Source organism: Flagellimonas ochracea (assembly GCF_009903685.1).
GTDB lineage: Bacteria > Bacteroidota > Bacteroidia > Flavobacteriales > Flavobacteriaceae > Flagellimonas > Flagellimonas ochracea.
Map to the genome: position 1 here is coordinate 670,847 of NZ_JAAABI010000001.1, position 19,236 is coordinate 690,082.

The following is a 19,236-nucleotide window of genomic DNA, read 5'->3' on the forward strand; positions in this document are numbered from 1 at the left end:
AAACACCTTAGTACTTCTGTTTTTTACTCTTTGAAACATTCTTATTATTGCAGGACAATAATTTGATGATAATGGGTAAATCCTCAAACTCCACGTTGGTGGTTCTTGCATTTTTTGCCATATACGTCATTTGGGGGTCCACGTATTTGCTCAACAAAATTGCTGTTACCGAATTACCACCCTTCATGTTAGCTTCGTTTCGATTTATTACAGCAGGCACACTTATTTTTATTTGGGCCAAGTTGATGAAAATTCCATTGAACATCACAAAAAAACAACTATGGAACACCACCTTGGCAGGATTCCTTTTTCTGAGTTTGGGCAATGGCCTGGCTGTTTGGGCCTTACGTTATCTGGATAGTGGGTTCGCAGCCTTGGAAATATCGGCCCAACCCTTGGTCATTTTGTTGATGATGTGGGCCTTGCAAGGAAAAAGAATACAATCGATGTCAATTATTGGCGTGATTTTAGGGTTTGTTGGCATCTATCTTTTGGTCGGCCAGCAGCAAATCATTGCCCAAGAAGGAACATGGATCGGTATAATAATGATTTTTGCCTGTATGTTGAGCTGGGCATATGCCAGTATTTTCGTGTCCCGAGCGGACCTGCCTACAAATTACTTTGTAAATACCGGCTATCAAATGTTTACAGGAGGTTTGGCGTTGGCATTGATGAGTGTGGGTTTTAACGAATCTTGGTCTTCCCCGCTAGTTTGGAGCGGGAAAGTACAATTCGTTATGGTCTTACTGGTTCTTTTTGGCAGTATAATCGCATTTACCTCTTTCAACTATCTGTTAAAGGCTGTTTCTCCAGAAAAGGTTGCCACATCCACTTATGTAAACCCCATAGTTGCCTTACTATTGGGATGGTATTTTTTGGACGAAGAGATTACCTTTCAATCCGTAATAGCTGCAGTGATATTACTTACAGGCGTCTATTTCATTAATACTAAAAAGAAGTTGGCGCTTTTTGAAAGGTTCAAAAGATAGGATAATTCCTCATCGCTCCAAATAGGCCCATACAAAGTTGGGGTGGTGTCCATCCCTTCGCACCATTTTCACCCACAGCAAAGTCATGTGTTCCAAGTGCAAAGCTTGATCGATTGGTCCGGTGTCTTTGACTTCAAATCCCAATTCTTGAATCAGAGGCATTAATTGCTTTTTGGAAACAGTGTCATTGCCAGCAATCAACATCACGGGTTGTATAGAATACCCTGGGTATTTTGAGTTTTCAAAATTTTCAAATCCATAGATGGTAAAAGCCTTGATCACATTTGCCTTCGGGGCCCATTCCTGAATTTTTTCCGAGCCGGAGATTTTGCTTTCCAGGCCATGTGATATTCCGGGTCCCACAGGATTGGTGCAGTCAACCAAGATTATGTCGCCCAAATCGACAATGGAAAGAATTTCTTCGACCGCACTGAATGGCGTAGCCAAGAAAATAATATCTGCCATGGTAACCATTTCTTGAATTGAGGTTGCGCTGAAGTTCGAATTTTTCCGCATCGCATTTTGAACACTATCGGAATTTGGGTCATCATTTCCAATGATGATCATATGTCCCTGGCGCTGCAAATTGTCCGCTAGGGCGAACCCAACTTTTCCGATGCCAATAAAACCGATTTGCATAATAGTTAGGTATTTAAAAGTTCAACGACCAATCGGGCAGCGGCCGATCCAGAGTTTTGCTGTTGTCCGGTCACAAGATTACCATCCGCAATGGCGAAAGACCAAAATGGAGGAGCGACTTCAAAATTAGTGTCCGATATTTTCCGAGCCTCGGTTTCTATCCAATAGGGTTGAATGCGCATTCCCACCGCTTCATCAGCGTAGGTTTCTTCTGCATCAGCAAATCCGGTCCATGTTTTCCCTTTGACCAAGAGTTCGTTATCGGAACCTTTTGCAGTCAGGAGCAGGGTTGTGGCATGGCATATCGCGGCAGTGGGTTTGGCCGCCTCAAAAAATTGTTTAAAAAGAAGCTCCAAATCCGAATTGCCTTTAAAGGTGTACATAGGACCTTGTCCACCCACCAAAAAGATAGCATCATAATCTTGTACACTGATTCCACCAATCGATTTAGTTTGATTTAACTTTTCAACAAACCATGGCAGTTGCAAATAGCCGAGTGAAATTACATCATGGGCAGAATAACCGCTTTCATCGGTCGGATTGGAGTAGGCGTCCATTTCAATTTTGCCTCCCTTGGTGGAGGCTATGTCAACCTCATACCCCGATTCTTGAAAAACATGAAAAGGGTGGGTCAGCTCTGCGGCCCAAAAACCGATGGGCCAACCCGTTTGCTTCGAAATGGCCGGGCTGCTCGCTACCATCAAAATTTTCCCCTTGAAAGGCATGCCATGCGTATGTACGTAACCTTTTTGTTCTATTAGTTTGTCCATTTTTTTGTTTTAAAGGTATGGGCAATTTGTATCCATTGTGTTGGTTGAGTATCTTTGTTAGTAACTAACATTACGGTAAGTGCCAAAATTCATTTCCAATAATAAAGTATACTATACCCCGGTCGAGTATGTATTATCCAAAGTGGGGGGTACCTACAAAATGCCTTTGCTATGGCGCTTGAAAGATCAGGGCAAACGATTTTCTGAATTAAAGAACAGTTTCGAGCGCATTTCCGACCGTATGCTCAGTAAGTCTTTAAAGGAGTTGGTCGATGATCAGTTTCTTGCTAAAAAAGTCTTTGCGGAAATTCCGGTTCGGGTTGAATATCATATCACCGAGAAAGGAAAACGGGCCATTCCAATAATCTCCTCGCTCCGAGATTATGGATTTCAACTGATCAATGAAGATGGTATCCAAATTGAACCTTAGGAAGATTGTTTTTTCTCTCTAAGTCCTTTTAAAGCCCTGTTCAGACTTCTGGGGGTGACCCCTATATAATTGGCGATATCTTTTTTTGAAATTACTTCGGTTATTTCTGGAAACATGCGCTGCAGTTTTAGGATGTTGTCCTCAATGGGGTAGGCATGTTGATAGGAGTGCCGAGGAGCCTTGTATCGAATTTTGTCTGCCAAAGCTTTCATAATAAGCTGGTTGAACTTAAAGTCAGCTTTCAACAAATTATTGAAACACGAATATGTAAATGAAAACACCTTTAAAGAGGTGATAGATTCTACCGAGCAAATGGTGAGTTTGTTACGAAAAATTTCAAGCTCACCAAACTCCATGCCCTCTCCTAAAAACTCTTGGATAAACTCTTTGCCGTTCTCATCTAAAATATAGCACTTCGCAATGCCCTTTTTGATCAAATAAATCTTTGTGTATCTGTGGTCTTGCTCCAAGATCAATTGGCGGGGACCAAATTCTTCCTCATGCATGCCATCCACACCTTTTTGAAAAAGCACTTCTGAGTAGGCCACTAATTCTGGATTCTTTCTGATCATATTCTTTAGGCAGGACAAATGTCCTTTTTTGTAAATGAAAGAAGAAATTTCTTTGTGCTAAAGTTAAGCAATACCATTAGTGAAGACAACGGCTAAAATTGATAAAAACACTGAACAAACTCCAATGTATAGCTCAAAATTTATATTGATATGTTTTGGTTCTTTGTTGTTTTCTGCAAGCTTTAATATGTTGATCCCAGAGTTACCATCCTATTTGGCAAGTTTGGGTGGAGCGGAATACATTGGTTTGATCATAGCGTTGTTTACATTGACTGCGGGACTGTCAAGACCTTTTAGTGGAAGACTGACAGACACCATTGGTAGAAGACCTGTACTGATTTTTGGTGCCTTGGTCTGTCTGATTTGCGGTTTTTTCTATCCCCTCTTGACCACGGTATATGGATTCTTACTTTTACGGCTTTTTCATGGCTTTTCCACTGGTTTTACACCGACTGCAGCCTCAACTTTTGTTTCGGACGTGGTCCCACATCAACGTTTGGGCGAGGCCATGGGAATACATGGAATAGCCTTTAGTACAGGAATGGCCATTGGCCCTGCCATGGGTAGTTTCATTAAATTGCACCATTCCTATGAGGTATTGTTCCATAGCTCTTCCTTGATGGCTTTTTTGGCCTTGTTGCTCATGGTGAACCTGAAGGAAACATTGCCCCAAAAACAAGCATTTCGATGGGCCCTGTTGAAAATTTCGAAAAGTGACATAATCGCGGTCGAGGCCATGCCGGCATCCATAGTGAACTTTCTCGCATATACCAGTCTTGGAGTCATTCTTACCCTAATTCCCGATTGGACGGTAGCGGTTGGTTTTGCCAACAAAGGTGTATTCTTTATTGTTTTCACCGTTTCATCCTTGGTGGTTCGAATCATAGCCGGGAAAATATCAGACCGCTACGGAAGGTCAAAGGTAATTATGGTAGGATTGGTATTGTTGATTATTGCCTTAACATCCATTGGCTATTTTAACACCAAACTCGGACTGCTTGTTGGGGCAGGATTGTATGGGTTTGGAATGGGGGTGGTAACTCCGGCCATACACGCCTGGACCATTGATTTAAGTCAACCAGGGCAAAAAGGAAAGGCCATGGCCACCATGTACATTTCCTTGGAAGCGGGCATCGGATTGGCAGCATTAATCTCCGGTTGGTATTATAAAGAAGACGTCCTCCGTATTACTCATGCCCTATACGGTTGCGCTATTTTAGCTTTAATGGGTATGATATACATCGTATTATGGAATAGAAGGCTTCACCACTAGTTCAGAATGTCAAACCTATGGGTATACTTAATCGTGAACACTTGATTGTCAATACCGTCAATCAAATCATCATCCTTTACAATATTGAACACCACAAAGAGACCTGTATTGGCGTTTTGTAGCCAAGCAAAACGGGCATTTACCGAAGTGATGTTCGACACGTTGTTTCTTTGGATTAAGCTCTGCAAGAACATACGAGGGGTAAAGGAATATGAAAGCCGCAGTCCCCCGACTAAGGCGGTTAAATTGCCTGTATCCAATTGAATATCATTATGGCTCAGGGTTAGGGAACTGTTGAATCGGTCTCCAATACGATATCTGGCGGTTCCACTATTCGCAATTTGATGGCCGTTGAAATAACCACCGATAATCGTCCGGGTATCAAAGGAGAATGCATTGTTCGGATTGGTGATTATGATAAGCTGAAGCTCTTGGTTTCTGTAATTGCCAGTTGGCACGGTAACATCGGATATTGTAAAATCTTCCAACACACGCTCTGTGGTAAAGTTGATGCCCGTATGCACCTCGAACCCGCTTTTAAACTCCCAATGGTTGTCCACATGCAAAAAGCCGGTGATCAATTGATCATCAAAATCCCAATAGCCTCGATAGGAAACATGGGGCCGTATTTCCAACAAATTGCCTGCATTTTTAAATCGATGTGCCTTAAAAACTAAAAACTCGGGTTTACGGAAAGCAGTTCGCTGTAAAAAGCCCACTTCAGGATTAAATCCTTCGCCCACCTCGGTGTAACCGGCACGTAGGTCCCAACCGTTCCAGTTGTAATTTCCCAATATTTTAAAAGCATGGTCACCGTTTTCGATGCCCGGAGTAACACTTTTGGCGACGAAACCATCGACTTCGGCCTTGTTCCCGATTCCCCATTTACCGTCCAAAGCAAAAACTCGATTATAGTCGTCCTCCATAGCTCCCAATCCGGCCCTATTGATGAAGATGCCGCCCAACGAAGAGCGAGTACCTTGAAAATCATGATTGACCCGTGCAACGGTAAAGTTGTTCTTTTGTATGGCCGCTTCATCCACATCATCGGTGAACATGCTCAAAAAACCCACGTTGGTCTGGCCAACCTTACCAGAGAGTCTGGCCCCACCAATAATGGGCACCAAATCACCATCGTCGCCAATACCAATCCGTCTACTGAAAAACAAATCTACTTCTCCAGGACTCCCTACACTAAACTGTCCCGCATTTTCGAGGAAAAAAGCTCTTTTCTCAGGAAAGAACAGATTGAATCTGTCCAAATTTACCTGTTGGTCGTCTACCTCCACTTGGGCGAAATCAGTATTGTAGGTAAGGTCCAGGGTTACGCTAGGAGTAACGCTATATTTGATGTCCGCACCAGCATCAAAATTGGTGTCGGTTTCATTGGGGTCAACCGACTTGTCGTTTACATGTTGCCCCAACACATAAGGAATTAATTTTAAGTTACCTGGATTCCTAAGGTCAAGTCCTTTGAGTTCCCCGGCGAGCGATAGTCGCTTCATATCGAAGCCCAATGGGAGGGATGTCCAAAAGGCTGTTTCGGTATTTTTGCTGATGTTCCTTCTCAAATTGAGCCCCCATGTTTTATCTTTTCCGGGAGCATAGCGCAGAGAACGGAAGGGTATGGCAAATTCTGCACTCCAGCCATAGTCGCCCAGTTGTGATCTCACTTTCCATGTGGCATCCCAATTAAGGTTGGTCCCGCCGATGACACCACCTTGTTGTCTGTTGGCATTGAAGTTCCCCTTGCCCTCATTATCAATTTGGGCATCATACTCCATGCCTTGGGCATTGGTGCCGAACAGAAATCCATTTTGCCGATCGTGATAGGTGTCGATGATGAACAAAAAACTATCCTCATCGTTTAAATCTGCATCTCTTCGAGAGTCGGAGACCACAATGTCTTCGGCATCCTTATCGTAGCAAACAACCGATACATAGAACGTAGTGCTGGAATAGGCCACTCGGACCTCGGTCCTTTCCGAAACCAGTTCGCCATAATTGGGACGCAGTTGTTTGAGATTGGTTATGGCAGGAACGGTCTGCCAAACTTGGTCATTAATAACCTCCCCATCAATAGCTGGGTCTTGTTCCAATGCAGTGGCATAATATTCCGGTTTGTTTGTTGGTTGGGTTTGATCAAGATTTTGTTGTGATTGCAGTATTTGGAGATTCACTACAAAAGCCAAGAACAGTTTCCCGGGGGAAATTTTCATAAAAGGGGTTTGGTTAGACGTTAAATATAATTCAATAATCGGAACTTTGCCGCAAAATTTGTATCTTCAAAAGAGGATTAAACCGATGAAAATGAAGTTTGTTTTGAGTCTAATTTTGGGATTGTCAATTCTTGTTGGAGTGGGCTGTGCATCACACTCAAAAAACATGGCTACGCCCGAACAGGTTGAGGCCCTAAACAAGCTTCTGGAACAACGGTTTTTTGTCATTACTGCGGATTGGGCGAGACCATTACCGACCCAAAGCATGAATGCCATTGCCAACGCTGGACTCCTTCCCTTTAACAGCACGCTCAACCGAATCGATTTGGCGGATTCTGAAAGTTATCTGCGTATTGCCGGTGACAGTGCAATAGCTCGATTTCCATACTTTGGTGAACAGCAAATGCCAGGAATCTATAACCCAAAGGACGCTGGAATTGAATTTAAGGGTGTTCCGACAGATTTTAAAATGACTGCCAACGAAAGGCAAGGAGGGTACAACATGAGTTTCGAAATCAACGATGGAACGGAAAATTTTGAGGTGACCGCTATAATTCTTCCCTCAAATTACAGTACCGTAAGCATTGTAAGTACCCACAGAAGGCTCATTCAGTACTTTGGAAAAATCTCGGCAGACACCAACGAATAAAGAGTCTTTTGTTCAAATATGTTTTTTTCGGTCCCGCAATCAATCATTTTGTCATAGTTTTATACACTTAAAATCCAAAAAACATGAAGACGTACTGCTCAGCCTTGTCATTTTCCCTATGCGCCATATTTTGTTTGTCGATTCTTTCCTGTAATGGAAAAAAAGAAAATAGTGCACAAGAGATGGCGGACGATGTTACCCAGAATGAAGATAATGAACCATCCAGCTCAAGTTTGCCATTGGAACTTTTGAAGCTTCCTGAGGGATTCAAGATTGACACTTTTGCAGAAGGCGTAGAAGGAGCCCGGTCTATGGCGATGGGCAGCGAAGGGACCCTTTTTGTAGGAACCCGTAATGAGGGCAATGTATATGCCATAACGGATACCGATGGTGATTTTAAGGCGGATGAAGTTATAGTTATTGACACTGATTTGGAGCAACCTAATGGAGTGGCATTTAGAAATGGGTCACTTTATGTCGCAGAAGTAAGTCGGCTATTGCGTTATGCCAATATAGAACAACAACTTTCAAATCCATCGGAACCAGAGATTATCTATGATGATTACCCCACAGAGTTCCATCACGGATGGAAATACATCGCTTTTGGTCCGGATGACAAGCTTTATGTGCCCGTAGGTGCGCCTTGCAATATCTGTGAGCGTAGTGACGAAGATGAACGTTTTGCCACTATTACTCGGATGGATGCCGATGGCGGAAATCGCGAAATCTATGCCAAGGGAGTGCGAAATACAGTTGGCTTCACATGGCATCCAGAAACCAAGGAGATGTGGTTTACCGATAATGGAAGAGATCTCATGGGAGATGATGTACCTCCTTGCGAATTGAATCGGATTACCGAACCTGGGCAACATTTTGGGTATCCCTACTGCCATGGCGGTACAGTCAAAGACCCAGAGTTTGGTGACCAACGTCCCTGTTCCGATTTTGTATCACCTGTACAACCACTCGGGGCCCATGTGGCACCGCTCGGGGTCAAGTTTGATACAGGATCCATGTTTCCAACAGAATATAAGGGACATGCATTTATTGCGGAGCATGGCTCTTGGAACCGTTCTTCCAAAGTGGGATATAGGGTCACTTTGGTAAAACTGAACAATAATGAGGCGGTGAGTTATGAACCCTTCATTTATGGTTGGTTGGATGAAGAAAAACAGGAGGCATTTGGTCGCCCTGTCGATTTATTGTTTTTAGAAGATGGCTCGCTCCTAATTTCTGATGATGTTGGAGACGCCATTTATAGAGTTACTTATTCGGAAAAAGACTGAACAATACGTTACAGGGACTTAGGATAACAGCCTGATATTTGTATGTCCTGTAATTTCAGGTGAATCTTTGATTTTGATTGTCTGAAACTTCCAAGAATATATGGGAGGTCGATAGCGTATCCTTTGAGGTGATTTTCTCCAACACATAAGTCCATTCGCCAAAAGGAAATACAAATTCTAACTTATCCTCTTGGTCGAAAACCCGTATGTTTCTATTGAGTAAAATCAAATCGGGTGGATGCGACACAGTTTTGGGCCTTCGCCAACACCTATATCGAATTTTCTGATTCTGGAGCTCATCAACTTTTATAATAAACTCATGGTTGCTGCAAAAAACAAGGCTTTTCTTGGGCTGATAATCAATCATACCAAAAATTTTATACCCCATTTCTTCTTTTCCAATAGGTTCCATGCAAAAAACCAAGCATGTACAAAATGAACCCAACCAGAATAAGACTGATAATCTGTAAGAGGTTTATCGTTTCTAGAGTAGTCATTTTCTTAAATAAGAATTAAGGTATCAAAGAGTAGTGAAATACTCGGTATAAATTGATATATGGTTTGTTTCAATTGATGAATGATTGTTTTCAATTGATGGATATCAATTTTTGATATTATGGTCTAGATGCGAGGTAAATACCATCAAGTTTTACATAGTTTTCTTTTTCAGCCTATATTTATGTGCATCAATGCCAAAATCGACCTAATGAAAACCCGTTTTTACTTATTTATTATTTGTTTTTGTGCCATCATTTCAATTCAGTCACAGCGAAAAACCAATGAACCCAAGATTACAGAGAAATTATACGAATCCATGACTTATCGCAACATTGGACCTTTTCGCGGAGGACGGGTGACGACTGTGGAAGGATTGCCCAACGATATTTTTACGTATTACATGGGTTCCACTGGAGGTGGTGTGTGGAAAACTACCGATGGGGGCAATACTTGGAATAACATTTCCGATGGGTTTTTCAACACTACGGGCATTGGAGACATCACGGTGGCACCATCAGACCATAACATTATTTATGTGGGCACCGGAGAATCTTGTATTCGTGGCGTAAAGACCTCACATGGAGACGGCATGTATAAATCCACCGATGCTGGAAAGACATGGAAACATATTGGCCTTACCGAAACCCGGCATATTGGGGAAGTGTATGTGCATCCCAAGGACCCCAATAAAGTATATGTGGCAGCACAAGGGAATCCCTGGGGCAAAGATGAACATCGCGGACTTTATCTATCTGAGGATGGGGGTGAAAACTGGGAGAAGATTCTTTATATCAACGAGCATTCTGGTATTGTGGACCTCTCCGTTAGCGAAGAAAATCCCAATATAATGATGGCCACATCTTGGGAATTTCAGCGCAAACCTTGGGCATTGCACAGTGGAGGTCCAGGAAGTCAGGTGTTGAAGTCGACCGATGGTGGCAAAACTTGGAAAAAGATTAGCAAAGGCTTACCTCAACTTATGGGTAAAATCGGTGTCGATATTTCACCTGCCAATCCCAATGTGGTATATCTGGCCATTGAGGCAAAGGAACGTGAAGGGGGTGTCTACCGTTCGGATGATGCTGGAGAGACTTTTCGGCACACCAGTAACAATGCAACCACCTTTGCGCGGCCTTGGTACTACATGCATATCATTGCCGGCCCCAATGATGAAGATGAATTATGGGTAATGAACAGCTTTGCCATGAAATCCATTGATGGGGGTAAAACCTTCACTGGAAGTCCGGGCAGTCATGTGGACCATCACGATATGTGGATCAATCCCAACAACAGCGATATTATGATCAATGCCAACGACGGGGGTGCCTCAGTCACATACAATGGCGGTGAAACCTGGTCTACCCTTATGAACCAGCCCACAGGACAGTTCTACCGCTGCATTACCGACAACGGAAATCCCTATCGGGTATATTCCGGACAGCAAGACAACAGTACTATCGCTATTGACAGTCGTGTAATGGACGACGGAATTGGTGAGATGCACTGGGATGTTATGCGCGCCGGGGAATCTTCCACTGTGGCCATGGATCCTAACAATCCCCGTTTTGTGTACTCTACCTATTTTGCCAGCAATTTTGTGGAGTGGGACCGCGATATTGACAATACCCGAATGGTTCGGCCTTATCCAGAGCGCATCAGTGGGGAGCAACCCAAAAATTTGAAGCTGCGGTCCAATTGGAATGGTCCTGTGATTGTATCGCCCCACATTCCCGATGTAATCTACTACGGCTCAGAATACGTTATGAAATCCATTGACCGTGGCATTACTTGGCAAACCGTAAGTGAAGACCTAACCCGCAATAACAAAGACCATCAGGGTAAAGGAGGTGGCCCCATTACTAATGAACAGATTACGGCAGAAAGCTATAATAACTTGTTCAATATTGAAGAATCCCCTCTTCGCGAAGGGGTGGTTTGGGTAGGTTCGGACTGTGGTCTGGTGCACGTGACCCAAAACGGCGGACAAACTTGGACCAATGTAACGCCCAAAGGGCTTCCGGAGGCCATCATCAATGTGGTGGAGCCTTCGCCTCACGATGTGGCCACAGCCTACATTGCAGTGGCGGGCTATAAACTGAACAATTTCACACCCATGATTTATAAAACCAGCAATTATGGTGCTTCTTGGGAGAAAATCGTGAACGGATTACCTAGTGATACTTTTGCACGCAGCGTGCGTGAGGACCCAGACCGCAAGGGACTACTCTACGCCGGCACAGAGACCGGGGTCTTTGTTTCCTTCAACGATGGCCAACAGTGGCTACCCTTGCAGAACAATCTGCCCGAAGTGCCCATAACTGATATGCGGGTACAGCGAAAGGATCTTGTGGTTACCACCCAAGGCCGCGCTATTTGGATTTTGGACGACCTAACCCCCTTGCACCAAATTACAGATGCCGTAGCGCAAGCCAATCATTATCTCTACCAGCCGCGGGACACCCATGCCGAGCTTTCGGTGGCGTACAGTATTGATGGCGGTTTTGGACAGAACCCACCCAAGGGTGTACAGATTCATTATCTGAACAATGAAGAGATAGGGGAGGATACTCCCATTTCGCTTGAGATATTGAACAGCAAAGGTAAGGTGATTCATGCCGAACAGAGTAATAGTCCCCAAGTAGGGTGTGATACCCTTGTAAAACCCCAATTGAAAAAAAGTAAGGGCGCTCACCGCTACCGTTGGAATATGCGAATCGGCCGCTTCGACTGCCTAACCGAGCTCTACACCACCAATCGCGACCTGAGTGCTTACGATGCTGCACCTGGCAACTACAAAGTGAAACTTACCGTGGGAGACCAAGTACTTATTCAGGATTTTGCCATTACCATAGACCCTCGCATTAAAACCAGTGTGGACAACGTCGAGGCTGCCTATGCTGAACGCAATGGTCTCTCCCATTCGTTGTACCAAGGGGCCACTGAAATGGCACAAGGCGTGCGTGACCTTCGAAAGATACAGCAGCAGTTGGAATTTTTATTGGGAGAGACCGATGATGCCCAACTACAAGAAAAAGGCAAGGCGTTGAACACAAGAATAGAAGATTGGATTGACGAAATTTTGCAAAAGGAGATGCGTACTTACCAGAGCAACTACATGTTCGAGGCTCGGCTCTTGATCAAGTTTAAGGACTTTCTCAATCGTATAGGTCGGGGCAACCTGCCGGTGACACAAGGCGTACGTGATGTCACCCGAGACTACTTGAACCAATGGACAAAGCTGAAAGCGAACTTACAGATCATAAAGACCCAAGATGTGTCCCAGTACAATACGCTGCTTCAAAATGCTGGACTGCCAGAGTTGTATGTAACAGAGGTTCGTTAATACCTCTAGCGCATAGTATCCAATCTTTTTTATTACTTTTTCTATGGAAATGGACAGGGAGACGGTTTTATCTAGTATTAAGTCTAAAAATAGTCAATTTTTAATCCAAATTAGAGTCCTTCTGAAAAACCAATCTTCAAATTATACAGCATTAGAATCGATGATAAAGTATCTTTAGGAAATGTTAAAATTTTGTTATAGATTTAGCCAGAACTGAATCGAACTGTATGTAATTTAATGTGATATAGTTCTTATTTTTCAACCTTAATTTTGATAGCTAATTATGAAAAAATCTTTGCGAAACTCAAACCCCAAAACTCACCTACTGCGGCTATTTGCTTTTAGTTTTGTATTAAGCACCTTTGTTTTTACTTCATGTTCTGAGGAAACAGCGGACCCAGAATCACAAGACCTTTCTGGCAATCAGGCACAACTGATAGAATTGGCGCCCGACCCAGAGGAAATCATTACTATTGACGGAGTAGCACTGTCTCCATCCGAGGAAGCCAGAGCTACAACGGCTCCGGGAAATGATCGTGGTCGGTTCAACATCACCTTAAAATACATAGTGCCAGTCACTGAAAGACAAGAAGAGGTATTTGAAGACGCTGCTGCTCGATGGGAGCGTATCATAATTAAAGATGTTCCCTCATTTACTGGAACAATACCCTCTGCCTTCACAGGTTTTCCTCCAGCAGTGGACGGAACTGTGGATGATTTGGTCATTGAAGTGGCCTTGGCGCCCATCGATGGCCCTGGAATGATTCTTGGTTCTGCAGGACCTAGATTCGTCCGCACCGATGACTTTTTGACCCTGACTGGGGTAATGTTCTTTGATGTGGATGATCTTGATTTTCTAGAGGAAATAGATTTGTTCGAAGAAGTAATAGTTCATGAAATGGGCCACGTATTGGGTGTGGGTACTTTGTGGAATGTTGAACCCTTCTTTCCAAGAACCCTCTTGGAAGGCCCTGTGAGTAATCCCTATTTTGTTGGAAACAAGGCCAACGTTTTCTGGAATGCTGAAGGGGGTACTGGATTTTTGCCCATTGAAAACATCGGAGGTCCCGGTACCGCTTTGGGACACTGGAGAGAATCCTTGTTGAACAATGAATTGATGACCGGTTTCTTGAACCTTGGTGAGAACCCTTTAAGCAGAATTACCGCAGGATCTATGAAAGATTTAGGTTATGGTACAGCCAGTGTAGGAGAATCATACGATTTGCCTAAGGGTACCCCAGGAGTGGATCCCGGAGATTTATCAAATGTTGGTCCAAGTGAAGGACTAAATATCGCAGAAATGGAAACGCTTTTGCAGCCCATTGGTTTTGTGACTACTTCTAAGAAGAAATAATAGAATTTTTAAATCCTGCTCGTTGCTCCGCAACGCAGTATAATTTTTTAAAGAGCTTGTTTTGCGCCAAAAGGTACAAGACAAGCTTTTTTAGTATCCCACATACCGTAAACTTTTCTTTGGGGATATTTTTAGGGAATAATAGCAAAGTGAGCCTAAAATATGATTTGCTCCTCGCAACTTATTTGCTGTTTTTGGTAGCAGAGCATCTTAAATTTTATTATATTAAGGTGACTTTTCTTGAAAATTGTGTTTAAGAATAAAATTAAATAGCTATGCTAACAAGTGTATTTATTTCAGTGATTTTAGGTGCTATATGTTTATTGTTTGCAATATTATACAAGCAGAACACTAGCATACGGATTTCTTTGGGCATTATCGGAGTGGTGCTACTTTTTTACGGCGGATATGGTTACGGTTCCATGAACCCCATTGCCCACATAGAAACTTTCGACACCGGAAATAAATTACAAGTGAAATATCCTGTGACAGATGTACAAGTAATATCCCCGGTCGATGGTGATGTTGTAAAATGTCGAATTCTAAGTATGGGTGTTTATCCCGAGACACATGATAAAGACATTTGGGTGTTGTTAAAGCCTTCGGACAACAAGTACTATCCGCAATCGGATTACACCAATACTTCCTATAAGGAAAGTGGTAAGTGGCAGGTGGTTACCCGATTTGGGGGAGACCAGGGAGAATCATATGATTTGGTTGTTTATGAGACCAATACTACAGCTTCGCAATTTTTCAGCGAGACCATCTCCAAATGGAAAGCCGCCAATGATTATGAAGGTTTAACAGCAGAAGAATTACCATCAGGAGCTATAGAAATTGACAGGGTTCAGGTCACTTTGGAAAGTAATTGCCGGGGAATACATTAACTGTTTCTGCTCCTCGCTAATTCAAAATATTGTTTTACAAGACTTGTTTATTAAGCCAAAATGCTTTCATGTCCCGAATCCTTAACGAACAAACAAGAGCTTTGGGTTTTGATGGACATGGTCTCCACAAACTCAAATTTAAGGTCGGCGTCCATCCCGAAAATGTTCAGGTCAGCGGCAGGTGCTTGACTGACCACAGTGTTAAAATCCCCTACATGTACTTCGGTGAGTGTTTCGGGAAGGCGAGCAAGGTTAATTAGCTGATTTAAAAATTTTTGAGCATTTTTTTCTTCCTTCGAGTCGTTGATTACAGTGATGATCCGAATACGGGCGCCCCAATTCATTTTCAACTTATAGGCCACCAACATAGAAAGATCTAGGTTACCAATGTCCCAGCCTATATCCCAATTGGTTTTTCGGTCACTTACCCAAACATTGATGGTATTGCGTTGGCCCAATAAGGCTTTTGGATGTGATAAATAGAGCAGGACGCCGATTTCCAACCGAATGGATTCTTTCATTACAGGCCGCAGCTCGGTCTCATAATCATCATGGTTCTGCAAGTTCAAAAAGATGATGTTCGGCCTGAAAAATGCACCTTGGAGCGCTTGGCTGCTGTAATTGATTCCTTTGGTAAATTCGTCCGTATGAATAACCGACGAAGACGAAAAAACACCCTTTTCCCGAAACGATTCCGAAATAGCCTCCAATGCTTCTGCCAGCCTGCTGTTCTCCGAATAACTCTCTACCCCCAACAATTTTATGGAACCTTTGGGCTTGGCTATATTTCTCAAAAACTCAAAAGTCCCCCGTAACCCATTGATATCTCGCACTGGGACCATTAAATTGGCCTTCCAGGCACGTTGTTGCATTTTTTTCATACCCCAGGTATGCTTGGCGGCCCATTCGGCAAACGAAAAAAACAGACCTGAACGAACATCTTCAAAAGGTGTTTCCAAATTCTGACGGGACAAATACCAATACACCATTAAAACAATGGCTATGGAAATCAAACTCACCGAAGGGTTAATGATGAACATGGCAAAAATAGAGGAAACCAATCCGAACCAAGGTACCCACCTATGAATCTTGAAAACCGGACGATAACTGATTAAGCCCAGGTTTTGCTCAATAATGACCACGATATTGATCATCGCGTACGTAATCAGAAAGAAAAGCGTCACCAAAGGTGCAACAGCATTTATATTCCGCAATAGAAGCGTAGTGAAAATGAGTATTCCGGTAACCAACATGGCATTTCGCGGCTGCCCATTGCTACTTTGACCGGATAAAAAATTAGAAAAAGGCAGCACCTTATGTTCGCCCATGGCAAACAAAATACGTGAAGAGCCAACGATGGAAGCCAGAGCTGACGAAAAAGTGGCACCGAGTATCCCTGCCAATATCAACGGACCAAAAAAGGCTTTATCCACCATAATGTAATAGTTATTAAGTAATTCGGCTTCCGTAGCACTTCTTGAGATCCAAAAGGCAATTAGCATATAGATAACAAAACTTACACCAATGGCCCAGAGTGTGCCTCTTGGAATGCTACGTTTGGGGTCTTTCAATTCTCCCGACATATTTGCACCAGCCATAATCCCTGTTGCTGCGGGAAAAAAGACCGCGAAAACAAGCCAAAAATCGCTGCCACTAAATCCGTTTTCAATAGATCCTTTAAAAGTGCCCCAACTTAAGGCATCGCTGGTGGGTATGATCATGGAACCTTCATAGGCCGCAATAATGATTGAAATAATGGATAGCGCAATAATACCCATGATAATGAACTGGGTCTTTATGGCCAAGTTCGCACTGATATAGGCAATGGTAATCAGCACGCCAAAAACAATAATATCCACCAAAAAAGCATTATGGTCAGGAAAAATACCCAACCAGCCTTCGCGAAAACCAAAAATATACATGGTAACGGCCAAACCTTGTGAAATGTATCTCGGAATACCTAGACTTCCCCCAACTTCGAGACCCAGGGCCTGAGACACTATGGCATAGGCTCCTCCAGCACCAATACGGATGTTTGTGGTAATGGCCGACATTGATAGCGCGGTACACAAGGTGATTAAAAAAGAAATACCAATGATCAACCAAGCCCCCAAAAGACCAGCGTTTCCAACCACCCATCCCAAACGCAGGTACATGATGACGCCAAGAATGGTCAACAAGGTGGGTGTAAAGACCCCGCCAAAGGTTCCAAATTTTTTGAGGTTTTTAGTTGGTTCTTCCATTTATAGGGACTGGTCGTATTTCGGTATTAAAATAGTGATTATATGAGTATGAATGCATTCCGGTCAATATTTTCACTACCACCCCAAATAACCTCCTAAAACATTGGCTTGCCATAATTACGACCTACGCTTGATAATAGGTCAAAATACTTTAATAATTTATAGGGAACTGGAATATGACCCGGCAACAAATCAATTGGGTCAATCAATATGATTTTGAAATGAACCTTTTTTAAATGTAACTTCACCTGATGAATTACGATGTCATTATCGTTGGGGGAGGGCTGGCCGGACTTACCGCCTCAATTTATCTTTCCAAAAAGGGTTTGTCTGTTTTGGTTCTGGAGAAAAGTCCTTATCCCCATCACAGAGTATGTGGAGAGTATGTTTCGAATGAGGTCAGACCCTTTCTGGAGTTTCTGGGTTTGGATTTGAAAGAATTGGGAGCAGTTTCAATAGAAACCTTCTCGCTAAGTAATCAAAAAGGGAAGAAGCTTAGCTGCACACTGCCCTTGGGAGGTTTTGGAATTAGCAGATATGCTTTGGATAACGCACTGTATCAACTAGCTTTGAAACAAGGAGTTCAAATAGTATTCGAAACGGTTTCTTCAATTATTCATGATGGTGGCCAGTTTTTTGTTCAGAGCAAAGAGAAGGAATATAAAGGCAAAATGGTCATTGGTGCTTTTGGCAAGCGCTCAATTTTGGACAAAACAATGAATCGCTTATTTATTCATGGGAAATCGCCATGGCTTGGAGTTAAATGTCATTTTCAAGGGATGGATTATCCTGAAAATGAGGTTTCCCTACATTGTTTCCCTGGGGGCTATGGAGGTCTGTCCATGGTGGAGAATGGGGTTGTAAATTTTTGCTATTTGACCAATTATCAAAGCTTTCAACGGTACAGGAATATTGATAGCTTCAACGAGGAGGTGGTTTCCAAAAACCCGTTTTTAAAAAAGTTTTTGGAGAGTGCCCACCCCGTGTTCAAAAACCCACTTAGTATAGCTCAAATATCCTTTGCAAAAAAGGAAGTGGTGCACGATCATATTTTAATGTGCGGAGACAGTGCCGGACTTATTCATCCACTCTGTGGAAATGGTATGGCCATGGCCATACACGCAGGAAAGATAGCATCAGATGTAATTGTTCGTTTTTATACAAAAAAAACGTATTCTCGAGCGGATATGGAAAAGAATTATAAAATTTTGTGGAAATCAAATTTTAATTCTAGGTTATATTTCGGAAGAAAAATACAAACCATGATCACCAATCCATTAATGGTCAATAGTGTATTTTCCATAATCCCAAATTCTGGAACATTTCTTTCCACAATCATAAAGCGAACCCACGGAAAACCTATCTTAGTGTAATGGATTTTTCAAATAGAAGTTTGGTTGAGGAATATCTGGACGACCCCAACCTAGAAAAGGAATCCTTCAGAAAGGCCTATTTGGACATCAATCGATGTAACACGCTCCTTGGTGGCACTGCCATTACCTTAAAAGCAATTAAGGATCTAATTGAATGTCATCCAAAAAAGTCATATACAATTTATGATATGGGTTGTGGAGATGGGCATTTACTTCGTGAAGTGGCCAAAAAATTTAAAAACACGGGGATAACGTTGAATCTAGTTGGATTTGACCTAAGGGATGATGTGATACAATTGGCAAGAGATTCTTCTCAATCGTATCAATCAATCTCGTTTAAAAAAGCGGACATCCTAAGTCTAGATGAGGTCCCGGATTGTGATATTCTTCTCTGTACCTTGACCATGCATCACTTTGAAGAAAAAGAAATACTGAAATTTATCGAGATATTCTCTGAATTGGCCAAAGTAGGTGTCATCATCAATGATCTGCAACGTAGTAAATCAGCCTATTTTCTATTTCACGTTTTCAGTCTTTTTTTTATAAAGTCAACCATTGCCAAAAGAGACGGTCTTATCTCAATTAGCAAAGGATTTCGTAAGTTAGAATTAAAAAGAATGGCAGACAATCTCAAAAACGTTCACCATACCATTACTTGGAAATGGGCCTTTAGATATTTATGGGTGATGAAGCCCATGCAACCAAATTGAT

At 42.6% G+C, this 19,236-nt stretch carries 16 protein-coding genes; 10 read left to right on the forward strand and 6 right to left on the reverse strand.

All coding sequences use genetic code 11. The features are described from left to right. The first annotated feature begins 71 nt into the window (after nucleotides 1–71). Complete coding sequence (locus GTQ34_RS03125; RefSeq protein WP_166522297.1) at nucleotides 72–989, forward strand: EamA family transporter; 918 nt, start codon at nucleotides 72–74, stop codon at nucleotides 987–989. A 9-nt stretch (nucleotides 990–998) separates the two neighbouring features. Here GTQ34_RS03125 and GTQ34_RS03130 read toward each other — a convergent pair whose 3' ends face one another. Together GTQ34_RS03130 and GTQ34_RS03135 are read right to left on the reverse strand one after the other, a co-directional pair. Continuing rightward, nucleotides 999–1,628: an NADPH-dependent F420 reductase gene (locus tag GTQ34_RS03130; RefSeq protein ID WP_166522298.1), complete on the reverse strand. Its 630-nt coding sequence runs from the start codon at nucleotides 1,626–1,628 to the stop codon at nucleotides 999–1,001. Nucleotides 1,629–1,633: 5 nt separating this feature from the next. Beyond that, nucleotides 1,634–2,398 carry a type 1 glutamine amidotransferase domain-containing protein gene (locus tag GTQ34_RS03135; RefSeq protein WP_166522299.1) on the reverse strand — a complete coding sequence of 255 codons (765 nt, stop codon included), beginning with the start codon at nucleotides 2,396–2,398 and terminating at the stop codon, nucleotides 1,634–1,636. Between the two features lie 79 nt (nucleotides 2,399–2,477). Here GTQ34_RS03135 and GTQ34_RS03140 point away from each other — a divergent pair, with 79 nt between their 5' ends. Next, complete coding sequence (locus GTQ34_RS03140) at nucleotides 2,478–2,828, forward strand: winged helix-turn-helix transcriptional regulator (RefSeq protein ID WP_166522300.1); 351 nt, start codon at nucleotides 2,478–2,480, stop codon at nucleotides 2,826–2,828. Here GTQ34_RS03140 and GTQ34_RS03145 read toward each other — a convergent pair. Next, on the reverse strand, nucleotides 2,825–3,400 hold the full coding sequence (locus GTQ34_RS03145; RefSeq protein WP_166522756.1) for a Crp/Fnr family transcriptional regulator: 576 nt from the start codon (nucleotides 3,398–3,400) through the stop codon (nucleotides 2,825–2,827). The two genes, GTQ34_RS03140 and GTQ34_RS03145, sit on opposite strands and share 4 nt — an antisense overlap. Before the next feature lie 124 nt (nucleotides 3,401–3,524). Between GTQ34_RS03145 and GTQ34_RS03150 the strand changes: the two genes are divergently transcribed. Further along, nucleotides 3,525–4,673, forward strand: a complete 1,149-nt coding sequence (locus GTQ34_RS03150; RefSeq protein ID WP_166522301.1) for an MFS transporter — start codon at nucleotides 3,525–3,527, stop codon at nucleotides 4,671–4,673. Here the strand turns inward: GTQ34_RS03150 and GTQ34_RS03155 are convergent. Next, the gene (locus GTQ34_RS03155; RefSeq protein WP_208103812.1) at nucleotides 4,670–6,892 is read right to left on the reverse strand and encodes a DUF5916 domain-containing protein; all 2,223 of its coding nucleotides are present in this window, start codon (nucleotides 6,890–6,892) and stop codon (nucleotides 4,670–4,672) included. The genes GTQ34_RS03150 and GTQ34_RS03155 overlap by 4 nt on opposite strands. 91 nt (nucleotides 6,893–6,983) lie before the next feature. Between GTQ34_RS03155 and GTQ34_RS03160 the strand changes: the two genes are divergently transcribed. Next, a complete protein-coding gene (locus GTQ34_RS03160; protein ID WP_166522302.1) occupies nucleotides 6,984–7,541 on the forward strand; it encodes a DUF4251 domain-containing protein in 558 nt (185 codons plus the stop codon). 83 nt (nucleotides 7,542–7,624) lie between these two features. Beyond that, the gene (locus tag GTQ34_RS03165) at nucleotides 7,625–8,827 is read left to right on the forward strand and encodes a PQQ-dependent sugar dehydrogenase (RefSeq protein ID WP_166522303.1); all 1,203 of its coding nucleotides are present in this window, start codon (nucleotides 7,625–7,627) and stop codon (nucleotides 8,825–8,827) included. A gap of 55 nt (nucleotides 8,828–8,882) precedes the next feature. Here the strand turns inward: GTQ34_RS03165 and GTQ34_RS03170 are convergent, their stop codons facing one another. Further along, on the reverse strand, nucleotides 8,883–9,194 hold the full coding sequence (locus GTQ34_RS03170) for a hypothetical protein (protein ID WP_166522304.1): 312 nt from the start codon (nucleotides 9,192–9,194) through the stop codon (nucleotides 8,883–8,885). A 339-nt stretch (nucleotides 9,195–9,533) separates the two neighbouring features. Here GTQ34_RS03170 and GTQ34_RS03175 point away from each other — a divergent pair, with 339 nt between their 5' ends. From GTQ34_RS03175 to GTQ34_RS03185, 3 genes are all read left to right on the forward strand, one after another. After that, on the forward strand, nucleotides 9,534–12,668 hold the full coding sequence (locus GTQ34_RS03175) for a WD40/YVTN/BNR-like repeat-containing protein (protein WP_166522305.1): 3,135 nt from the start codon (nucleotides 9,534–9,536) through the stop codon (nucleotides 12,666–12,668). A gap of 283 nt (nucleotides 12,669–12,951) precedes the next feature. Further along, complete coding sequence (locus GTQ34_RS03180) at nucleotides 12,952–14,022, forward strand: leishmanolysin-related zinc metalloendopeptidase (RefSeq protein WP_166522306.1); 1,071 nt, start codon at nucleotides 12,952–12,954, stop codon at nucleotides 14,020–14,022. Nucleotides 14,023–14,297: 275 nt separating this feature from the next. Further along, a complete protein-coding gene (locus GTQ34_RS03185; RefSeq protein WP_166522307.1) occupies nucleotides 14,298–14,909 on the forward strand; it encodes a hypothetical protein in 612 nt (203 codons plus the stop codon). A gap of 50 nt (nucleotides 14,910–14,959) precedes the next feature. On the opposite strand, the gene GTQ34_RS03190 is transcribed toward GTQ34_RS03185, so the two are convergent. Continuing rightward, nucleotides 14,960–17,152, reverse strand: a complete 2,193-nt coding sequence (locus tag GTQ34_RS03190; protein WP_166522308.1) for an amino acid permease — start codon at nucleotides 17,150–17,152, stop codon at nucleotides 14,960–14,962. A gap of 251 nt (nucleotides 17,153–17,403) precedes the next feature. On the opposite strand from GTQ34_RS03190, the gene GTQ34_RS03195 reads away from it, so the two are divergent. After that, nucleotides 17,404–18,525 (forward strand): NAD(P)/FAD-dependent oxidoreductase, encoded by a 1,122-nt coding sequence (locus GTQ34_RS03195; RefSeq protein ID WP_235914953.1) that lies wholly within the window; start codon nucleotides 17,404–17,406, stop codon nucleotides 18,523–18,525. Then, nucleotides 18,525–19,235, forward strand: a complete 711-nt coding sequence (locus GTQ34_RS03200; protein WP_166522309.1) for a methyltransferase domain-containing protein — start codon at nucleotides 18,525–18,527, stop codon at nucleotides 19,233–19,235. The genes GTQ34_RS03195 and GTQ34_RS03200 overlap by 1 nt, the downstream gene beginning before the upstream one ends. Nucleotide 19,236: the final 1 nt, after the last annotated feature.